Below are 17,714 nucleotides of genomic sequence, written 5' to 3'. Positions count from 1 at the left end.
GAGGCGAGTTTAGAGGCTGAGGGCGGCCGCGGGCCGCATCGGTGGAAATCGCCCATAGGTGCAAGCCCGCCACAGCCATTCCACGGGCCCGAAGCGGAAGCGCGCCAGCCACCAGCGACTGGCCAGTACCTGCAATGCGAACACGACCACCACCCCGAGCAACTGCCAGCGGCGCGGCACCTGTTCCCACAGGCCCAGACCGTAGCCGTAGAACACCAGCGTGCCGATCACGGACTGCAACAGATAGTTCGTCAGCGCCATGCGGCCGGCCGGTGCCACCACGCCGAGGAGGCGAGCGCCGGTGGCGGTGGCCAGCGCGCGGATCGTCCATGCCAGGTAGCCCAGGCTCATCAGCGGCGAGGCGAGCAGCATCAGCGACGCCGCGATCATCGAGCGGGCGCCATCGCCTTCCCAGTCGAACGTCACGGTGATCGACGCGCTCACCAGCGCCATCGCCACGCCCGCGGGGAACGCGACCCAGCGCAGGCCGCGATGCAGCCGCGCATGCGCAGCGGGGCTGGCGATCGCGCCGCTGCGCAGCAGCCATGCGCCAAGCAGGAACATGCCGACCGCGAAGGCCTGGAACACCAGCGTCTCGTCCAGGTTGTGAAGCAAGTACCGCGCGCGCATCTGGGTCGCGTCCCACCACGAGCCGGCCGAGTACGCGGCGATCTCGGCGGCGCGCCATGCCTGTTCGTTGGCCAGACGCGCGGCCTGGCCCGGCTCGTCGCCCGGCGACGCAGCCGACCCCAGCCCATGCATCAGTCCGCCCATCAGCAGCAGCGACAGCGCCGGCAGTCCGTACAACGCCGCCCCCCAGCGCCCCTGGCGTTCGGGTTCGGCGTCGCGGAACCAGAGCAGGGCGAACGCGCCGATGGCGTAGCTCACCAGGATGTCGCCGGCCCAGATCAGCAGCGCGTGCACCAGTCCGATCACCATCAGGCCGATCGTCCTGCGCAGGTACAGCGGGCGGAAATTGCGACCGGCCGCGCGCGCACGTTCGTCCATCAGCGCGAAGCCCATGCCGAACAGCAGCGCGAACAGCACCCAGAACTTGCCCTGCACGAACACATAGACCAGCCACGACAGCGCGTGGTCGAGCGGCGCCTGCGCGGGATCGATGCCCGCGCCCATGTCGGGCAGCGGGCGGCTGAAGTACTCCACGTTCATCAAGCCGATGCCGAGCAGCGCCAGCCCGCGCAGCACGTCCAGCGACCGCAACCGATCCGGCGCCGGCGTCGGCGCGACCGCTGCATCCCGCGAATGCGTCATTCCCATCCCGCTCTCACCCGCATGCCGTCCCCCGTCGCTTTGCGATTAGAGCATGCGGCTTTCGCTGGATCCTGCGTCGAATCTCCGCTGGGCATTGGGAACTGCACGCGGCGTCGTGTCGGAATCCACCGCGTCGCAGAGCGCCGCCACGGATCATGCCGCCGCAAACGCAGACGGCCCGCTTGCGCGGGCCGTCGGGTGTCGCGGTGAGCGAAGGCTCAGTGCTGGTGGCCGCCTTCGCCGTGCACGTGGCCGTGCTCGATCTCTTCCGCCGAGGCTTCGCGCACGTCGGTGATCTCGATGGCGAAGTGCAGGTCCTTGCCGGCCATCGGGTGGTTGAGGTCGACGTCGACCACGCTCATGCCGACCTTCTGGATGGTGACGGCGCGCGGACCGAAATTGGTCGGCAGCACGGCCTGCATGCCCGGCTCCAGGCGGGCGCCCTTGAAGTGCTTCTTCGGCACGCGCTGGGTCAGGCCCTCGCGGCGCTCGCCGTAGGCTTCGGCGGCGACCACGTCGACTTCGAACTTCTCACCGGCCTCGCGACCTTCCATCGCCTTCTCCAGGCCCGGAATGATGTTGCCGTGGCCGATCAGGATCGCCAGCGGCTCGCGGCCCTCGGAGGTTTCCAGCGGCTCCTGGCCGACTTCGGAAACGGTGTAGTGGAAGAGGACGACGCGGTCTTTCTCGATCTTCATGGAATGGAACTCGGCTGTTGGCCGCGACGGCGGCGGCACGGGTGCGGCGGCAGGCTTGCCGTCGACGACATGAACGGCCAAAGTACCGGCCGTGACGAAAGCTCGGCATTATCCCGGCAAGCTCTTTCCCGCGCCAGCACGCGGCGTCTCCTTCTTTCTATTGGCCCTGGTCGTGGCCGCTCTGGCCGGATGCGGCGGCGGGCGCGAGACCGTGCGCCGCGCCCCACCGCCGGCGCAGCGCGCCTGGCCGGTCGTGTCGCCGGAAAATCCGGCCGCGGCCAATGCGGTCCTGATGCGGGCGATCAGCCTGGTCGGCACGCCCTACCGGTACGGCGGCAACACGCCCGAGAGCGGCTTCGACTGCAGCGGGCTGGTCAACTACGTCTACCGCGACACGCTGGCGCTGAGCCTGCCGCGGACCTCGCGCGACCTGGCGGCCTTCCAGGGCCCCAAAATCGTGCCCGACCGCCTCGCCGCGGGTGACCTGGTCTTCTTCGGCCAGAGCGGCAACGTCAGCCATGTGGGCATCTACGTCGGCGAAGGTCGCTTCGTCCACGCCCCCAGCACCGGCGGTACGGTCCGCCTGGACCACCTGGACGGCAGCTACTGGCGCGACCACTACACGGGCACCAAACGGGTCCTGCGCTGAGGCTTCCCGGTGATCGGCCAGTGAAGCCGCTGGCACGATTTGTGACCTGGCGCGAATTCACGTAACGAAAAATTTACGAAATACGAACGACATTCGTCGCTTAGACAGGCATCATCCCCGGCGACTCGATGTGTGATGACTGCGTGATGCCCCATTCGACCCCAGGCGCCAACCTCGCCCCGACCAGCCGCAACCGGCATTCCGCCCGGTTCGCGCTCGCTGCGGCACTGGCCCTGCTGGCCGCTCCGGCTATCGCGCAACAGATGCCGTCCTCGTCCCTGGCCGGCGATTCCGCCGACGGCCCGGCACCCGTCGCTCACACCGCGCTGCCGGAATCGATGAACCTGTCCGACCGCGCCCTGCTCCTGGCGACGGACCTGAACCGCCTGCTGGCGCCCACCGCCTCGGCGAACGATCCGGTGGCGCAGCTGCCGGCCGAGAAGCAGAGCAAGATCAAGACCGTCCTGACGCGCGCCATGGCGCTGCTGGGCACGCCCTACCGCTGGGGCGGCAGCGACCCCGACAAGGGTTTCGACTGCAGCGGCCTGGTCGGCTACGTGTTCCGCAACGCCCTGGGCATCGAACTGCCGCGCGTTTCGCGCGAGATGGCCAAGAGCGGCGAGCTGATCGCCGATCGCGCCAAGCTCAACGAGGGCGACCTGGTGTTCTTCGGCCGCCGCGGCCGGGTGGACCACGTCGGCATCTACGTCGGCGAAGGCCGCTTCGTCCATGCCCCCAGCCGTGGCAAGGACGTCCAGGTCTCCAGCCTGGAAACCGGCTACTGGAGCCAGAAGTTCATGGAAGCGCGCCGGATCGAAGGCATCTGACGCTTCCCGCTACCGAATTCACGAAGGCCGCCCTGGGGCGGCCTTTTTCTTGGGCCGTATCAGGCGGCGTCGTTCACCGCGGCCAGCCGTTCGACGGTCTGCTCGATGCCCTTGCTCAGCTCCATCACCTTGAGCGCGTACTCGGCCAGGCGCTTGTCGTCGTCGTTGACCGGCGTCCAGGCCGGCACGGGCGTGGGCTTGCCCTCCACCGCGTCCAGCGCGACGAAGACGATGATGCAGTGGGTGCACAGGCGCTCCTGCTCCGGCCCTTCCATCGGGTCGCGCGCCTTCACGTCGATGGCGAAGTGCATGCTCGATGTGCCGGTGTGGACCAGCTTGGTGTGCACGGTCACCAGATCGGAGATGCGGATCGGGGCGACGAAGCGGATGCCGCCCACCGCGACCGTCACGCTGTAGCGGCCGCTCCAGCCGACCGCTGCGGCATAGCCGGCCTGGTCGATCCATTTCATCACCATGCCGCCGTGGACCTTGCCGCCGTAGTTAACGTCGGTCGGCTCGGCGAGGAACCGCAGGTTGAGTTCACGCTGACGTCCGCTCATGCCACTGCTCCCGTCGGGTTGTTCACGTTCGCGCCTGCATGGCGCACCACTGCCGCACCGACGTTGTGCACGCCGGCACGCAGCCGGTCGTCGGTGAGGACGCCGTAATCGGGCAGCTTGTCCGCCGCCTGCCCCACCGCCACCTGCTGCGGCACCACCAGCAGGCCGAGCTTGGCCAGCGCATCGCGCAGCACCAGCAATGAACGCAATCCGCCCAGCGGACCGGGCGAGGCGGAGACGATTCCCGCCACCTTGTCCTGGAACAACGACACGCCCGTGCGACCCGATTCGGTCGGCCGCGAGATCCAGTCCAGCGTGTTCTTCACCAGCGCGGGCATCGAGCCGTTGTACTCCGGCGTGCTGATCAGCAGGCCGTCGTGACGCCCCATCAGCGATTGCAGCGCGCGCACGGCATCGGGGACGCCGCTGGCCTCGATGTCGCCGTCGTAGATCGGCAGCGGGTAGTCGCGCAGTTCGATCAGCGTGACCTGCGCGCCGGCCCGGCGCGCGCCTTCGGCCAGCACGTGCACCAGGCGCCGGTTGTACGAGCCCTGGCGCAGGCTGCCGGCGAAGGCGAGCAGGCGGGGCGGGTGGTCGGACATCGCGGGCTCCATCGCATGGGGGCGTTCGATTATGCGCGGCGACCCGTGCTTGCGGCGGGCACGTTGCGGCGGGCGCGCTTGCTCCCGGCCCGCTTGCGCGCGATCCTCGCCGCCAACGAAGCGACGGACGGGAGACGCCGCGATGGGACGCACGATCCTGGGGATGCTGGTCGGCGTGGTGCTGGCGATCGCGGTCATCGCGGCGGTCGAAATGCTCGGTCACCGTTTCTGGCCGCCTCCGGCGGGGCTGGATCCCACCGATCCGGCCAACGAGGCGGCCTTCGCCGCCTTCATCGCGGGCATGCCGTTCGCGGCCAAGCTGACGGTGCTGGTGGCCTGGCTGCTGGGCACGTTCATCGGCGCGCTCGCGGCGGCGAAGATCGCCCGCCACCAGACCGCCGCCGCGCTGCTGGTCGCGCTGGTGGTGCTCTCCGGCGTGGTGGGGATGATCATGAAAGTGCCGCATCCGACCTGGTTGTCGGTCGCGGGCCTGCTCCTGCCGATCCCGGTCGCGCTGCTCGCCATGCGCCTGGTGTACCGGCGCTCGACGTTGCCGCGCGTGCCGTGATGCGAAGCGACGCCTGAGAACGCGTGCGGCCTCGCGGGAGCGGCTTACACTGTGCGCTCCCCCTTCGCGACACCTCGACGCATCCATGCGCCCCGCTTCCATGAGCCCGTTCGCTGCGCCTCTCGTCCTGCTGACTGCCCTCGCCTTCCCTTCCCTGACGTACGCCGCAGAACCGCTGCTGCCGGAAGCCAAAGCCTATACATCACGCGATTCCTGGCGCCGTCCGATCGCGCCGTTCGCGTTGGCCGATCGCACGTCCTACATCGGCACCGAAGGATTGGGCGCGGTGCTGATCAAGACCGACGCCGGCGCCGTCCTCATCGACGGCGGATTGCCGCAGGCGGCGGACATGCTGCTGGCAAACATGCGCGCACTCGGCGTCGCACCAAAGGATCTCAAGCTGATCCTGCTCAGCCACGCGCACATCGACCACGCCGGCCCCACCGCCGCCATCCAGCGCGCGACCGGCGCGCGCCTGGTCGCCAATGCCGAATCGGCCGTGCTGCTGCAACGCGGCGGCTTCGACGACCTGCACTTCGGCGACGACATGCTGTTTCCGCCGGCGAATGCCGACCGCATCGTGATGGACGGCGAAGTCGTGGAACTGGGCGGCGTCGCGTTCACCGCACACTTCACGCCCGGCCACACGCCGGGCAGCACGAGCTGGACCTGGACCGACACGAAGAACGGCAAGCCGCTGCGCATCGCCTATGTCGACAGCCTCAGCGCGCCGGGCTACCAGTTGGTCGGCAACGCCCGCCAACCGCGCATCGTCGACGACTACCGCCGCGCGTTTGCCGAAGTCCGCACGCTGCCCTGCGACCTTCTGATGACACCGCATCCGGACGCCTCGGGCTGGAAGCTGGGCGAGTCCACCGCGCCGACCACGCTCACCTGCCGAGCGTATGCGGACCGCGCCGAGAACGCGTTCGACAAGACGCTGCGCGAGCAGCGCGCCGCCGCGAAGGACGCACGCTGATGCCGTACATGCCCATCGTGGCCACGCTCGGCTACGTGCTCTCGCCCGACGGCCGCGAAGTGCTGATGGTCCATCGCAATGCACGGCCCGACGACCACCAGCTCGGCAAGTACAACGGCCTGGGCGGCAAGATCGAACGCGACGAGGACGTCGTGGCCGGCATGCGCCGCGAGATCCTCGAGGAAGCCGGCATCGAGTGCGAAGCGATGCAGCTGCGCGGCACGATCAGCTGGCCCGGCTTCGGCAAGCACGGCGAGGACTGGCTGGGCTTCGTGTTCGTCATCACGCGCTTCAGCGGCACGCCGCACGCGAGCAACCCGGAAGGCACGCTGGAATGGGTGCCGATCGAGCGCCTGGACGAGCTGCCGATGTGGGAAGGCGACCGCAACTTCCTGCCGCTGGTGTTCGACGACGACCCGCGCGCGTTCCACGGCGTGATGCCGTATCGCGATGGGCGCATGAAGTCGTGGGCGTATTCGCGGATCTAGCGCCCTGCCCTCATCCGCCTGCCGGCACCTTCTCAGCTCTGCAGAGAGGGGGTGGGCTGAGGGTGTCGGAGCGGCAATCGCTCAGGTCGCTGCGTTCCCGTTCTCGACCTGATATTCCATGTTGATCGAATACGGCGTCTCGACGAAGCCGTACTTCGCATACAGGAATTTCGCATCCCCATCGGCCACCAGCGACACCACCGCAGACACCGGCGCGTTCGCACGCAGCCAGTCGTTGAGCGCGGCCATGATGCGCCGACCCAGCCCGTGCCCCTGATACTCGGGCACGACGGCGATATCGACCACGATGAAGAAGCAACCGCCGTCGCCGATGACGCGACCCATGCCGACCACCACGCCTTCGTCGAGCAGGCTCACGCCGTAGAGCGTGTGCGGCAGGCCAAGCCTTGCGGCCTCGACGGTCCGTGTCGCCATGCCCGCCTGCGCGCGCAGGCGGCAGTAATCCTCCGCGCCGGGGAACCGTTCGACCAGTTCCACCTGCGCCGCGTCCATCAGCCGGCGTCCCGCGCGCCGCGCACTTCGGCCTTCTCGCCTTCGGCGATGCCGAGGTTGCTCGAGGCGGCTTCGTACACGTCGCGGTCGAGCAGGCCCGATTCCTTCGCCACCAGCACCGGCACCACCATCTGGCCGGTCACGTTGGTCATCGTGCGCATCATGTCGAGCACGCGATCGATGGCGACCAGATAACCGATGCCTTCCAGCGGCAGACCCGCCGCCGACAGCACCAGCGTCACCATCACAATCGCGGTGCCCGGCACGCCGGCGGTGCCGAAACTGCCGAGCACCGAGGCGATGAGGATGGTGATGTACTGGCTCGGCTCCAGGTGCAGGCCGAAGTACTGCGCGACGAACATCGAGGTCAGCGCGGGATAGATCGCGCCGCAGCCATCCATCTTGATGCTCGCGCCCAGCGGCACGGCGAAGGCGGCGTAATCCTTGTCCACGCCCAGGTTGTGCGTGACCGAGCGGATCGCCGCCGGCATCGCCGCGAAACTCGACGAGGCCACGAAGGCCACCTGCATGCCCGGCGCCGCGCCGCGGAAGAACTTCAGCGGATTGAGCCCGTGCGCCGCCAGCAGGCTGCCGTAGACGAACACGATGTGGATCGCGCACGCCAGGTACAGCGCGAACACGAACGTGCCCAGCGGCAGCAGCTTCTCGAAACCGTATGCGCCGACCAGCGAGGCGATCAGGCCGAACGTGCCCAGCGGGGTCATCTCCAGCACGAAGCGCGTGACCTGCACCATCGTGTCGCTCGCCTCGCCCACCAGCTTGCGCAGGCCGGCGACGCGTTCGCCCAGTTTCACCAGCGCGAAACCGACCAGCCCGGCGAACACGATCACCTGCAGGATCTTGCCTTCGCTCAGCGCCTTGAACGGATTGGCCGGCACCACGTCGAGCAGCACCTGGAGCGGCGAAGGCAGCTCGCGCACGCTGTAGTCGGGCGCGACGGTGAGCCCGGTCAGACCGCGGCCGGGCTGCAGCAGCCAGCCGATCGCCAGCCCCACGCCGACCGCGAGCGCGGCGGTGATCGCGAACCAGAGGAAGGTGCGCCCGCCCAGCGCGGCCACCGACTTCTGCCCGTGCAGGCTGCCGATGGCGTTCATCACCGCGAAGAACACCAGCGGCACGGCGACCATCTTGATCAGGGTGACGTAGATGGTGCCGAGCGGACCGAACCAGACCTCGGCCGAATGCCCGAACGCCCAGCCCGCCAGCGCGCCCAATACGAAGCCCGCCAGCACGCGCTGCCAGAACGGAATTCGCAACCAGGCGGACACCACCTTCATCAGGACCTCTTTACACAAACGGGCGACTTTGCACGATAGCCCACGACATTTGGGGTGGCGACCCCGTGAATGCAACGCCGGTGTCCCAGAGCTGCAATAACGCGCCTCATAATCGCGCATTGCCTTCCGACGACGCCTCCCGAATGTCCCGAACGCCCTGCACCGTCCTCGCCTTCGCCACCACCCTGCTGGCCTGCGCCTGCGCCAGCACCGGCGGCGCATCGCCCGATCCGGCAAAGCCGACCGCGCTGGAGGTCGAGGTCCCGTCGATCCGCCACCCCGCCGGCGAAACGCCGCAGTGGTGGTTCCGCGACGGCGCCGCGCAGGCGGCCGCGCGTGGCGCGATGTCGGGCCGCGCGAAGAACGTGATCCTGTTCGTCGGCGATGGCATGAGCCTGACCACCGTCGCCGCCGCGCGCATCCTCGACGGCCAGCGCAAGGGCGGCCCGGGCGAAGAGAACCGGCTGAGTTGGGAGAACTTCCCGTCCACCGCGCTGAGCCGCACCTACAACACCGATTCGCAGACGCCCGATTCGGCCGGCACGATGAGCGCCATGGCGACCGGCGTGAAGACGCGCGCAGGCGTGCTCAGCATCGGCCAGCAGGCGCCGCGCAAGGATTGCGCGCAGGCGTTGAAGGCGCCGGTGCTCACGCTGTGGGAACTGGCCGCCAGCCGCGGCTTCGCCACCGGCGTGGTCACCACCACGCGCGTCACGCACGCCACGCCGGGCGCGACCTTCACCCACACGCCCGAGCGCAACTGGGAGAACGACACCGAACTCAGCGACGAGGCGCGCGCCGACGGCTGCGTCGACATCGCCCGCCAGCTGGTCGAAACCCCTTACGGCCACGGTCCCGACGTGTTGATGGGCGGCGGTCGGAAGAACTTCATGCCCGTGTCCGAGCGCGACCCGGAGTACGACGACAAGGTCGGCGAGCGACTGGACGGCCGCGACCTCATCGCCCAGTGGAAGCAGCGCCATCCCGAAGGCACCTACGTCTGGAACGCGCAGCAGCTCGCCGACGCGCCGGCGCACGGCCCGCTGCTGGGTCTGTTCGAACCCGACCACATGCAGTTCTCGCAGGACCGTCCGCGCGACGGCGCGGGCGAGCCCACGCTGGCGGAGATGACGCGCGCGGCGATCGCGCGCCTGAAGCAGAACGACAAGGGCTTCGTGCTGCTGGTCGAAGGCGGCCGCATCGACCACGCGCACCATTACGGCAACGCGTACCGCGCACTCACCGACACCATCGCGCTGAGCGAAGCGGTGCAGGCGGCGGTGGATGCGACGTCGGCGCAGGACACGCTGATCCTGGTCACGGCCGACCACTCGCACACGCTGAGCTTCGTCGGCTATCCCAAGCGCGGCAATCCGATCCTGGACAAGGTGCGCGGCAGCAGCGGCGAGGACGACGGCAACGGCAGCTACGCGCTGGACCAGCTCGGCCTGCCCTACACCACGCTGAGCTACAGCAACGGTCCCGGCTACATCGGCGCCAGCGCACAGCAGCCGGAAGGCCCGAAGCGTTTCCTGCACACCGTGAGCGGCGTGCAGATCCCGAAGAACGGCCGCCCCGACCTGCGCAACGTCGACACGCAGGACCCCGACTACCTGCAGGAAGCGCTGGTGCCCACCGCGGCCGAATCGCATGGCGGTGACGACGTCGGCATCTGGGCGCACGGCCCGGGCAGCGACGCGGTGCGCGGCAATGTCGAGCAGAACACGATCTTCCACTTCCTCCTGCAGTCCATGCCCGCATTGCGTGGCGAGCTGTGCAAGGCCGGCGACTGCGACGACAACGGCGTGCCGGTGACGTTGCCGGATCCGGATAAGTTCCGCGCGGCTCGGGAGTAAGGCGGCGCGGGGGTAAGTGGGCATGGGCGTGAGTGCAAGCGTGGGGCGACGGCGGCGAATCCTCGCGGTCGTTCGCGCCTGATCTGACGGGCGGCTCGACGGTCGCCGCAACAGCAAGGACTCACTGTCATCCCGGCGAAGGCCGGGACCCAGGCTGTCACGCCGTCCGCTGCGTCACGTCATTCCAGCGAACGCATCAGCACATAAGCGCATTGCCAATGCCGTCATCCCGGCGAAGGCCGGGATCCAGGCCGTCATGCGGCCCGACATCTCTCGTCATTCCAGCGAAAGCTGGAATCCATTTTTTGCTGTCGCGGTTCAAGCGCAGCAGGGAAGGCGTGAAACGTCCCTGGAGAGTGCCGCCATGCGGCGGCCCAGAAGCCCCCGCCTTCGCGGGAATGACGGTGACGAGGTTTACCGCTGAGAGAGTGCCCGCATGCCGAGGGCCTGGATCCCGGCCTTCGCCGGGATGACGGTCATGTGGTTCATCGCAGACGGAGTGCCCACGCACCGAGAGCCCGTGCTGGATTGCCAGGTCCGCCGTGACTCGCCGCTCGTTCGCCGCGCTGCGGACGATGGTCCGCAGGCAGCGCGGCTCATCCCTCCGGCGGCAGCTTCGCCGTCGTCGACGGCACCGCGTCGGACGTGGGGTTGGCGAACTCCACCGGCAATTGCGCGGTCCGCGCGGACGCCAGCGGCGCCGGCGGGAGCGATGACACCGCGCCGGCTTCGGCGAGCGGCACGCGCGGGCCGAAACCGAACGCACCGTCGCTGCGCGCCGACACGATCATGCGCACCATGTTCGACGGAATCATCAGCTCGATTTCCACCGACTGGTCGTCGGCCGTGCGTCCCTGCAAGGTCATCTCGATCAGCGCGCCACCGGTGTCGATCGCGCTGCACAGCACGTGCGGGCCGTGCGGGCCGTCGTGCAGGTACGGCCGGATCGCTTCGCCGAGGATTTCCAGCGCCTGCGGATACAGGAACACCGCGTAGCCCTGGAACCGTTCGTGCTTGGCATCTTCGTGCATGGGGGCCTCAGCGCAGTTCGATGGAAAGGGCAGCGGCGGCATTGCGCGCCGATTCGCGCGCAGCATCGACATCGTCCGCGAGCGCCAGCGTCACCGCCACGCGGCGATGGCCTTCCACGCGCGGCTTGCCGAACAGGCGCAGCTGCGTGTCGGCCTGCGCCAAGGCGGCATCGACGCCGGAGAACACCGGCACGCCATGGCCCTGCGCCAGCACCGCGCACGACGCCGCCGGGGCGAACTGCCGGATCGCCGGAATCGGCAGGCCCAGGATCGCGCGCGCATGCAGCGCGAACTCGCTCAGGTCCTGCGAGATCAACGTGACCAGCCCGGTGTCGTGCGGGCGCGGCGACACTTCGCTGAACCACACCTCGTCACCCTTCACGAACAATTCCACGCCGAACACGCCCCAGCCGCCGAGGTCGTCGGTGATCGCGCGCGCGATGTCTTGCGCACGTTCCAGCGCGCGCGGCGACATCGCCTGCGGCTGCCAGCTTTCGCGGTAATCGCCGTCGCGCTGCAGGTGGCCGATCGGCGCGCAGAACGTGGTGCCGCCGGCGTGACGCACGGTCAGCAGGGTGATTTCGTATTCGAAGTCGATGAAGCCCTCGACGATGACGCGGCCGGCACCGGCGCGACCGCCCGTCTGTGCGTACTCCCACGCGTTGTCGATGTCCGCCTGCACGCGCACCAGGCTCTGGCCCTTGCCGGAGGACGACATCACGGGCTTCACCACGCAGGGCAGGCCGATTTCGGCGACCGCGGCGCGATAGTCCTCCAGCGTGTCGACGAAACGGTAGGGCGACGTCGGCAGGCCCAGCGTCTCCGCGGCGAGTCGGCGGATGCCTTCGCGGTCCATCGTCAGCCGCGCGGCGCGGGCGGTCGGGATCACGCGCACGTCGCTGCCGCGCGCGGCGAACTCACGCTCCAGTTCGACCAGCGTCTGGGTGTGGATCGCTTCGATCTCCGGCACGATCAGATGCGGACGTTCCAGCGCGATCAGCGCGCGCACCGCTCCGCCGTCGAGCATGTCCAGCACGTGGCTGCGATGGGCCACCTGCATCGCCGGCGCATCGGCGTAGCGGTCGGCGGCGATGACTTCGGCACCGAAGCGCTGCAGCTCGATCGCCACTTCCCTGCCGAGTTCGCCCGAACCGAGCAGGAGCACGCGGAATGCATGCGGGGACAAGGGCGTGCCGAGCGTGACCATGCGCGATCCGGATGTCTTGGGGAGGCCCGCCAGTTTACCGGTTGCCGTCGGGCGGCGTGGTCGCGCGGGCGAACGGGCACGCGCGGACTATGGACGCGCCGCATCGGCATGCGATCCTTGCCGACGATGCCCGGCCCCCACCCGCGCAACCTGCCCGCCCTGATGCTCCTCGCGTTCGCGATGGTGCTGTCCGGCTGCGCGCGCGAAAGCGATGCGCCGAAGGCGAGCGAGCACGGCACGCGCCTGGCGGGCGTGCTGCTGGATCCGCAGATGGACGAGATCAGCGGCCTGGCCGCCTCGCGTCGCCATCGCGACGTGCTGTGGATGCACGACGACGGCGGCAACCCCGAGCGCCTGTTCGCGGTGAGCACCAACGGCACGCGGCTGGCGACGTTCCGCGTGGAAGGCGTGACCAAGACCGATTGGGAAGACATCGCCGCCTTCGAACTCGACGGCAAGTCCTACCTGCTCCTGGCCGACACCGGCGACAACGGCGGGCTGCGCCGCAGCCTGCAACTGCACGTGATCGAGGAGCCGGAGAAGATCGAGAACGCGCGGCTGCGCCCGGCCTGGTCGATCGCATTCCGCTGGCCGGACGGCGCGCGCGACTGCGAGGCCGTCGCAGTGGACGCCGCGCGCGAGGAAGTCCTGCTGATCTCGAAAAAGCGCCAGCCACCGGAGCTGTTCGGGCTGCCGTTGCGTCCTGCGGGTACCGCGCTGCAGACCGCCCAACGCATGGGAATGCTGGCCGGCGTGCCGCAGCCGTCGGCGGAGATGCTGCGCCGCAGCCCGCAGCGCGCACGTCTGGACAGCCAGGTCACCGCGGCCGACCTCTCACCCGACGGCCGCACGCTGGCGGTGATGACCTACCGCTGGCTTTTGTTCTATCCGCGTCGCGGCGACGAAACCTGGGGCGAGGCCGTCGCCCGCGTGCCCCGCTTCGAGCCCCTGCCCTGGCTGCCGCAGGCCGAGGCGCTGGGCTGGAGTGCCGACGGCCGCTCGCTCTTCGCCACCGGCGAGTTCGTGCCGGCCCCGCTGTACCGGATCACGCCCTGACGCCGTCCGTCGGCGGCCTGCCCGGCGCGATTGCGTCAGTTGATATCTTTCTGATATCAAACCTCCAACGAAGAATGGAGGCGAAGGCGATGAAAGAGAACCCGATCCGCTCCCTGCCGGGCATCCCGGTCCTGCTGGTCCTGATCGCAATCGACGTCATCGCCCTGTGGCAGCTGATGCAGGCCGTCGACTCCGGCACGCCCCTGCGGGTTGGCATCGCGATCCTGGTGCTGGTCGTGGCCACCTTCTGCCTGCTCGGCCTGTACATGGTCGAGCCGAACAAGTCGGTCGTGCTGAGTCTGTTCGGCAAGTACGTGGGCACCGAGAAGGAGAACGGCCTGCGCTGGAACAACCCCTTCTACGGCACCCGGAAGGTCAGCCAGCGCGTGCGCAACTTCGAGAGCGGCAAGCTCAAGGTCAATGAGCTGGACGGCAGCCCGATCGAGATCGCCGCCGTCATCGTCTGGCAGGTCGTGGACAGCGCCGAGGCGGTCTACAACGTGGACGATTACGAGAGCTTCGTGCACATCCAGTCCGAATCCGCACTGCGCGCGATGGCGACGAGTTACCCCTACGACCAGCACGAGGAAGGCCAGCTCGCGTTGCGCAGCCACGCCGCGGAAATCAGTCAGCACCTGCAGGACGAACTGGCCGAACGCCTGGCCGACGCGGGCGTGCGCGTGGTCGATGCGCGCATCAGCCACCTGGCCTACGCGCCGGAAATCGCCCAGGCGATGCTGCAGCGCCAGCAGGCCAATGCGATCATCGCCGCACGCACGCGCATCGTCGCCGGTGCGGTGGGCATGGTCGAAATGGCGCTGGCCGAACTGCAGAAGAACGGCGTGGTGCACCTGGACGAGGAGCGCAAGGCGCAGATGGTCAGCAACCTGCTGGTGGTGTTGTGCGGCGAGCGTTCCACGCAGCCGATCGTCAACGCCGGCACGCTCTACTGAGATGGCGATGGGCGACTACGTACTGCCGCTGATCCTGGCGTTGAGCAGTCTGCCGGCGTTCGTCGCGGCGAAGATGATGGGTCGCGGCCGCCCGCGCGGCGCGCCCGTGCCGCCGCTGGCGCGGCTGATGCGGCTGGTGGGCGTGGCGATCGTGGCCGGCGCGCTCGGCCTGCTGTGGGCCGGTGGGGACGAGACGCGGCGGCTGGTGGTGATCGTGGCGATGGTCGTGGCGGTCAACGGCCTGGGCCTGTTGCTGCTGTTCAAGCTCGGCCGCAAGCGGCCCGGACCGCGCTGACGTGACCGAGAAGAAGGCCTACCCGCTGCGCATCAACGCCGACGTACTGACGGCCGCACAACGCTGGGCGGACGATGAACTGCGCAGCCTCAACGCGCAGATCGAGTACGTTTTGCGCGACGCTTTGCGACGCGCGGGCCGCCTGCCCGGCCCGCCCGCGAATCCCCATCCCGCATCCGACGAGGAATCGACGTGAATCAGTGGACGTACCAGGTGATCGAAATCGTGCCGCGCATGCTCGGCCCGGCCGTCAGCGAACGGCTGCAGGAAGAGCTCAACCGCCTCGGCGAGGAAGGCTGGGAGCTGGTCAGCGTGATTCCGGTGACGCCGTTCGACCATCTGCGCGCGGTGCTCAAGCGCCCGGCCTGACGCGGCGGGTGCATCGCCGGCCGCGCCCCGCTACCCTCTCCCGATGCGCGGCCCGATCCCCAACAAGACCGTCCTGATCAACACACCCCGGATCGAGGTCTGGCCCGGCGGTCTGCTGCGCGCGCGCAGCAATTTCGATGCGCGGGCCCTGTCGCGGGCTCGCCACGTGCTGCGGCGCAAGCGCGACGGCCAGTACCTGGCCGCCGACCTCCCCGAAGGACTGCTCGCGCTGGTGCCGCACCTGCGCCGCGAACCCGGGCTGGACGCGGCGCTGGACCTGGTCGAAGCCGCCCCCGGCCACCTGCGTGCCGGTCTGGAACACGTGCACGAACTGCCGCTGGACCGGCTCGAGGACCGCCTGGAGGCGCTGGGCCTGGACGACGCCTACGCCGAGCGCACGGGCCTTGCGCTGGTGGCCGAACCGGACTGGCTGGCCTTCGCCGGTTTCGATCGCTACCGCCGCCCGCTGTGGCTGCGCGTGGAAGCCGCGCGCGCCTGGGCGCTGATGCACGACGCCGCGCTGCGCGATGACGTCGTGCTGGAAGCGATCTCCGGCTACCGCAGCCACGACTACCAGCTGGGCATTTTCGAACGCAAGCTGGCCCGCGGGTTGAGCGTGGAGGAGATCCTCACGGTCAACGCCGCGCCGGGCTACAGCGAACACCATTCCGGCCTCGCGCTGGACATCGGCACGCCGGACGAACCGCCGGCCGAGGAATCTTTCGAAGGCACCCGCGCCTTCGCCTGGCTGCGCGACAACGCCGACGCCTACGGCTTCGCGATGACCTACCCCCGCGACAATCCGCACGGCATCGTCTACGAGCCGTGGCACTGGGCCTACCGCATCGCGTGACGCGGCGCCGCTTTCTGCCCGCGACCTCCGGGCATCACTCCTTGTCCAGCGTGATGCGCGTCCCGGCGACGGTCTTCTGGGTGATGGTCAGGTCGAAGCTCGCGTTGCCGAGGTGTTTCTTCAGCAGCACGTCCTCGCCGTCGTCGACCTCGACCTTGTAACGGTCGCCGAGTTTGGCGCGAAGGGTGTCGCGGATGATCCGCGCGATGTGGTTTTCGTTGGCGTCCTTGGGCACCTGCACGGTGACGTCCACGGGCGCGGAATCGGCGGGCGCAATGCGGAAGACCACGACGCCGTCGCTGTCGGCGTCACTGCTGACCTGGATGCGCCACTTGTTGGACGGGCTCGCCAGTGCCAGCGCGGGCAACAGGGCCAGCAGCACGGCGGCGAGGGAAACGCGGGTCAGGCCAAGGGGATGGAGCGATCGCATGACGAACCTCCTCGGGCAGGGTTGGATCGGGCAGGGTCGATACGGCCTACGGCAGCGCGAGTCTAGGCACGCGGGGCGTCACGCCGGCGTCGCGGTCTCGGTGCACACGGATCGGCCGCGCGGACTCAGTCCTGCGAACGCTTGGTGGCTTCCTTCGCCGCCACCGCCAGGTCGGCGATGCGCCACAGGTAAAGGCTGGCGTAGGTCCGGTACGGGCCCCAGCGTTCACCCAGTTCGGCCAGCGCCTTCGGCGTCGGCATGGATTCCAGGCCGTCCACGCGCTGCGCGCCCTTGCGGATGCCCAGGTCGTCGGTGGGCAGCACGTCGGGGCGGCCCAGGCGAAACATCAACATCATCTCCACCGTCCAGCGGCCGATGCCGCGCACCGGCACCAGCGCCTGCACGATGGCGTCGTTGTCCATGACGCTCATGCGCCGCAGGTCGGGAATCTCACCGCCGGCCTCGCGCGCGGCGAGATCGCGCAGCGCAAGCGTCTTGTTGCGGGACACCCCGCATGCGCGCAGCCCCGCATCGTCGATGCGCGCGAGCGTGTCGGCATGGAAGCGCGTGGCACCGATGGCGACCTCGACGCGGCCGACGATCGTCGCCGCCGCCTTGCCGCTGAGCTGCTGGTAGAGGATCGCGCGCGCCAGCGCATCGACCGGATCGAACGGCTTGCGCCAGCGCGGATCGGCTTCGATCGGGCCGATCTTCTTCATCCACTTGGCGAGCCGGCGGTCGCGCTTGAGCAGATGCGCATGCGCCGCTTCGGTGTCGAATCCGCGCGCGTGCCGGGGCATGTCAGCGCCTCAGCGCATCGATCGCGTAGAGCACCCACGCGAGGATCATCAGGCTGCCGCCGATCGGCGCGAACCGCGTCGGCAGCCCCGCGAACACCGCACCGGCCAGGCTGCCGGAAAACACCAGCGTGCCCAGCAGGAGCAGGAACAAGGCGATCGTGCGGAAACCGCGCGGCCGTCGCGGCACCAGTGCCGCCAGGGCGATGCCGTGGCCGAAGGCGAACAATGCCGCGCTGTGCAGGCGTTGCTGGTCCACGCCCTGCACGGCGTGCGCGGCATAGGCCGACAGCGCGACGGCTCCGGCCGCAAGCAGCGCACCGCATGCGACGAGGATGCGCGCGGATACAGGCAGGTGATGCGTGCTCGGGTAAAGGCCCATGCGATTCGTCCGGAACGCGAGTGGCGCCACC

The 17,714-nt window shown here is 69.1% G+C and carries 23 protein-coding genes; 12 read left to right on the top strand and 11 right to left on the bottom strand.

Annotated elements, in window-relative coordinates:
- Nucleotides 1-9: 9 nt before the first annotated feature.
- On the bottom strand, nt 10-1,272 hold the full coding sequence (locus tag AAFF32_RS09895) for a DUF418 domain-containing protein (protein ID WP_342315106.1): 1,263 nt from the start codon (nt 1,270-1,272) through the stop codon (nt 10-12).
- 218 nt (nt 1,273-1,490) lie between these two features.
- Nucleotides 1,491-1,970, bottom strand: a complete 480-nt coding sequence (locus AAFF32_RS09890) for a peptidylprolyl isomerase (protein ID WP_216959086.1) — start codon at nt 1,968-1,970, stop codon at nt 1,491-1,493.
- 166 nt (nt 1,971-2,136) lie between these two features.
- Here AAFF32_RS09890 and AAFF32_RS09885 point away from each other — a divergent pair, with 166 nt between their 5' ends.
- Entirely contained in the window at nt 2,137-2,619 is a 483-nt protein-coding gene (locus tag AAFF32_RS09885; RefSeq protein ID WP_342317261.1) for a C40 family peptidase, read from the top strand.
- A 146-nt stretch (nt 2,620-2,765) separates the two neighbouring features.
- Nucleotides 2,766-3,446, top strand: coding sequence for a C40 family peptidase (locus AAFF32_RS09880; protein WP_216959089.1), 681 nt, complete (start codon nt 2,766-2,768; stop codon nt 3,444-3,446).
- Nucleotides 3,447-3,505: 59 nt separating this feature from the next.
- On the opposite strand, the gene AAFF32_RS09875 is transcribed toward AAFF32_RS09880, so the two are convergent.
- Nucleotides 3,506-4,006 (bottom strand): acyl-CoA thioesterase, encoded by a 501-nt coding sequence (locus tag AAFF32_RS09875; protein WP_216959092.1) that lies wholly within the window; start codon nt 4,004-4,006, stop codon nt 3,506-3,508.
- Nucleotides 4,003-4,608 (bottom strand): NAD(P)H-dependent oxidoreductase, encoded by a 606-nt coding sequence (locus AAFF32_RS09870; protein ID WP_216959095.1) that lies wholly within the window; start codon nt 4,606-4,608, stop codon nt 4,003-4,005. The genes AAFF32_RS09875 and AAFF32_RS09870 overlap by 4 nt, the downstream gene beginning before the upstream one ends.
- A gap of 142 nt (nt 4,609-4,750) precedes the next feature.
- On the opposite strand from AAFF32_RS09870, the gene AAFF32_RS09865 reads away from it, so the two are divergent.
- From AAFF32_RS09865 to AAFF32_RS09855, 3 genes are all read left to right on the top strand, one after another.
- Nucleotides 4,751-5,176: a hypothetical protein gene (locus tag AAFF32_RS09865; RefSeq protein WP_342315105.1), complete on the top strand. Its 426-nt coding sequence runs from the start codon at nt 4,751-4,753 to the stop codon at nt 5,174-5,176.
- 100 nt (nt 5,177-5,276) lie between these two features.
- Nucleotides 5,277-6,155, top strand: a complete 879-nt coding sequence (gene bla, locus AAFF32_RS09860; protein WP_342315104.1) for a subclass B3 metallo-beta-lactamase — start codon at nt 5,277-5,279, stop codon at nt 6,153-6,155.
- Nucleotides 6,155-6,643: an 8-oxo-dGTP diphosphatase gene (locus AAFF32_RS09855; protein WP_216959103.1), complete on the top strand. Its 489-nt coding sequence runs from the start codon at nt 6,155-6,157 to the stop codon at nt 6,641-6,643. The genes bla and AAFF32_RS09855 overlap by 1 nt, the downstream gene beginning before the upstream one ends.
- Before the next feature lie 81 nt (nt 6,644-6,724).
- Here AAFF32_RS09855 and AAFF32_RS09850 read toward each other — a convergent pair whose 3' ends face one another.
- Together AAFF32_RS09850 and AAFF32_RS09845 are read right to left on the bottom strand one after the other, a co-directional pair.
- Nucleotides 6,725-7,156 (bottom strand): GNAT family N-acetyltransferase, encoded by a 432-nt coding sequence (locus AAFF32_RS09850; RefSeq protein ID WP_342315103.1) that lies wholly within the window; start codon nt 7,154-7,156, stop codon nt 6,725-6,727.
- A complete protein-coding gene (locus tag AAFF32_RS09845; protein ID WP_342315102.1) occupies nt 7,156-8,454 on the bottom strand; it encodes a dicarboxylate/amino acid:cation symporter in 1,299 nt (432 codons plus the stop codon). The genes AAFF32_RS09850 and AAFF32_RS09845 overlap by 1 nt, the downstream gene beginning before the upstream one ends.
- Nucleotides 8,455-8,597: 143 nt before the next feature.
- Between AAFF32_RS09845 and AAFF32_RS09840 the strand changes: the two genes are divergently transcribed.
- Nucleotides 8,598-10,310, top strand: coding sequence for an alkaline phosphatase (locus AAFF32_RS09840; protein WP_342317185.1), 1,713 nt, complete (start codon nt 8,598-8,600; stop codon nt 10,308-10,310).
- A gap of 596 nt (nt 10,311-10,906) precedes the next feature.
- On the opposite strand, the gene AAFF32_RS09835 is transcribed toward AAFF32_RS09840, so the two are convergent.
- Entirely contained in the window at nt 10,907-11,341 is a 435-nt protein-coding gene (locus AAFF32_RS09835) for a hypothetical protein (protein ID WP_216959115.1), read from the bottom strand.
- Nucleotides 11,342-11,348: 7 nt separating this feature from the next.
- Nucleotides 11,349-12,548 carry a formate-dependent phosphoribosylglycinamide formyltransferase gene (gene purT, locus AAFF32_RS09830; RefSeq protein ID WP_342317184.1) on the bottom strand — a complete coding sequence of 400 codons (1,200 nt, stop codon included), beginning with the start codon at nt 12,546-12,548 and terminating at the stop codon, nt 11,349-11,351.
- 126 nt (nt 12,549-12,674) lie between these two features.
- Between purT and AAFF32_RS09825 the strand changes: the two genes are divergently transcribed.
- From AAFF32_RS09825 to AAFF32_RS09800, 6 genes are all read left to right on the top strand, one after another.
- On the top strand, nt 12,675-13,604 hold the full coding sequence (locus tag AAFF32_RS09825; protein ID WP_216959120.1) for a hypothetical protein: 930 nt from the start codon (nt 12,675-12,677) through the stop codon (nt 13,602-13,604).
- Nucleotides 13,605-13,693: 89 nt separating this feature from the next.
- A complete protein-coding gene (locus tag AAFF32_RS09820) occupies nt 13,694-14,557 on the top strand; it encodes an SPFH domain-containing protein (RefSeq protein ID WP_216959123.1) in 864 nt (287 codons plus the stop codon).
- Nucleotides 14,558-14,564: 7 nt separating this feature from the next.
- Nucleotides 14,565-14,852, top strand: a complete 288-nt coding sequence (locus tag AAFF32_RS09815) for a hypothetical protein (RefSeq protein WP_216959127.1) — start codon at nt 14,565-14,567, stop codon at nt 14,850-14,852.
- 1 nt (nt 14,853) lies between these two features.
- The gene (locus AAFF32_RS09810; RefSeq protein ID WP_216959130.1) at nt 14,854-15,048 is read left to right on the top strand and encodes an Arc family DNA binding domain-containing protein; all 195 of its coding nucleotides are present in this window, start codon (nt 14,854-14,856) and stop codon (nt 15,046-15,048) included.
- Nucleotides 15,045-15,221: a DUF4177 domain-containing protein gene (locus tag AAFF32_RS09805; protein WP_342317182.1), complete on the top strand. Its 177-nt coding sequence runs from the start codon at nt 15,045-15,047 to the stop codon at nt 15,219-15,221. Before AAFF32_RS09810 ends, AAFF32_RS09805 begins: the two co-directional genes overlap by 4 nt.
- 43 nt (nt 15,222-15,264) lie before the next feature.
- Nucleotides 15,265-16,074, top strand: coding sequence for a M15 family metallopeptidase (locus AAFF32_RS09800; protein WP_342317180.1), 810 nt, complete (start codon nt 15,265-15,267; stop codon nt 16,072-16,074).
- 34 nt (nt 16,075-16,108) lie between these two features.
- Here AAFF32_RS09800 and AAFF32_RS09795 read toward each other — a convergent pair whose 3' ends face one another.
- The 3 genes from AAFF32_RS09795 to AAFF32_RS09785 form a co-directional block, all read right to left on the bottom strand.
- Nucleotides 16,109-16,504, bottom strand: a complete 396-nt coding sequence (locus tag AAFF32_RS09795; RefSeq protein WP_216959136.1) for a hypothetical protein — start codon at nt 16,502-16,504, stop codon at nt 16,109-16,111.
- Nucleotides 16,505-16,629: 125 nt separating this feature from the next.
- Complete coding sequence (locus tag AAFF32_RS09790; protein ID WP_342317179.1) at nt 16,630-17,304, bottom strand: DNA-3-methyladenine glycosylase; 675 nt, start codon at nt 17,302-17,304, stop codon at nt 16,630-16,632.
- 1 nt (nt 17,305) lies between these two features.
- Nucleotides 17,306-17,683, bottom strand: coding sequence for a DUF423 domain-containing protein (locus AAFF32_RS09785; RefSeq protein WP_216959142.1), 378 nt, complete (start codon nt 17,681-17,683; stop codon nt 17,306-17,308).
- Nucleotides 17,684-17,714 lie beyond the last annotated feature (31 nt).

The sequence above is a fragment of the Lysobacter sp. FW306-1B-D06B genome, assembly GCF_038446665.1.
Taxonomy (GTDB): domain Bacteria; phylum Pseudomonadota; class Gammaproteobacteria; order Xanthomonadales; family Xanthomonadaceae; genus Lysobacter_J.
The sequence above is the reverse complement of the archived record's forward strand: the minus strand, read 5'-3'. Positions and strand labels throughout refer to the sequence as shown.

Bases quoted from the DNA above. Each gene is read 5' to 3' on its own strand.
- AAFF32_RS09820 (WP_216959123.1), top strand. From the start codon at position 13,694: ATGAAAGAGAACCCGATCCGCTCCCTGCCGGGCATCCCGGTCCTGCTG.
- AAFF32_RS09815 (WP_216959127.1), top strand. From the start codon at position 14,565: ATGGGCGACTACGTACTGCCGCTGATCCTGGCGTTGAGCAGTCTGCCG.
- AAFF32_RS09870 (WP_216959095.1), bottom strand. From the start codon at position 4,608: ATGTCCGACCACCCGCCCCGCCTGCTCGCCTTCGCCGGCAGCCTGCGC.
- AAFF32_RS09875 (WP_216959092.1), bottom strand. From the start codon at position 4,006: ATGAGCGGACGTCAGCGTGAACTCAACCTGCGGTTCCTCGCCGAGCCG.
- AAFF32_RS09825 (WP_216959120.1), top strand. From the start codon at position 12,675: ATGCCCGGCCCCCACCCGCGCAACCTGCCCGCCCTGATGCTCCTCGCG.
- AAFF32_RS09840 (WP_342317185.1), top strand. From the start codon at position 8,598: ATGTCCCGAACGCCCTGCACCGTCCTCGCCTTCGCCACCACCCTGCTG.
- AAFF32_RS09865 (WP_342315105.1), top strand. From the start codon at position 4,751: ATGGGACGCACGATCCTGGGGATGCTGGTCGGCGTGGTGCTGGCGATC.
- AAFF32_RS09790 (WP_342317179.1), bottom strand. From the start codon at position 17,304: ATGCCCCGGCACGCGCGCGGATTCGACACCGAAGCGGCGCATGCGCAT.
- AAFF32_RS09855 (WP_216959103.1), top strand. From the start codon at position 6,155: ATGCCGTACATGCCCATCGTGGCCACGCTCGGCTACGTGCTCTCGCCC.
- AAFF32_RS09795 (WP_216959136.1), bottom strand. From the start codon at position 16,504: ATGCGATCGCTCCATCCCCTTGGCCTGACCCGCGTTTCCCTCGCCGCC.
- AAFF32_RS09890 (WP_216959086.1), bottom strand. From the start codon at position 1,970: ATGAAGATCGAGAAAGACCGCGTCGTCCTCTTCCACTACACCGTTTCC.
- AAFF32_RS09845 (WP_342315102.1), bottom strand. From the start codon at position 8,454: ATGAAGGTGGTGTCCGCCTGGTTGCGAATTCCGTTCTGGCAGCGCGTG.
- AAFF32_RS09895 (WP_342315106.1), bottom strand. From the start codon at position 1,272: ATGACGCATTCGCGGGATGCAGCGGTCGCGCCGACGCCGGCGCCGGAT.
- AAFF32_RS09880 (WP_216959089.1), top strand. From the start codon at position 2,766: ATGCCCCATTCGACCCCAGGCGCCAACCTCGCCCCGACCAGCCGCAAC.
- AAFF32_RS09835 (WP_216959115.1), bottom strand. From the start codon at position 11,341: ATGCACGAAGATGCCAAGCACGAACGGTTCCAGGGCTACGCGGTGTTC.
- AAFF32_RS09785 (WP_216959142.1), bottom strand. From the start codon at position 17,683: ATGGGCCTTTACCCGAGCACGCATCACCTGCCTGTATCCGCGCGCATC.
- bla (WP_342315104.1), top strand. From the start codon at position 5,277: ATGAGCCCGTTCGCTGCGCCTCTCGTCCTGCTGACTGCCCTCGCCTTC.
- AAFF32_RS09850 (WP_342315103.1), bottom strand. From the start codon at position 7,156: ATGGACGCGGCGCAGGTGGAACTGGTCGAACGGTTCCCCGGCGCGGAG.
- purT (WP_342317184.1), bottom strand. From the start codon at position 12,548: ATGGTCACGCTCGGCACGCCCTTGTCCCCGCATGCATTCCGCGTGCTC.
- AAFF32_RS09800 (WP_342317180.1), top strand. From the start codon at position 15,265: ATGCGCGGCCCGATCCCCAACAAGACCGTCCTGATCAACACACCCCGG.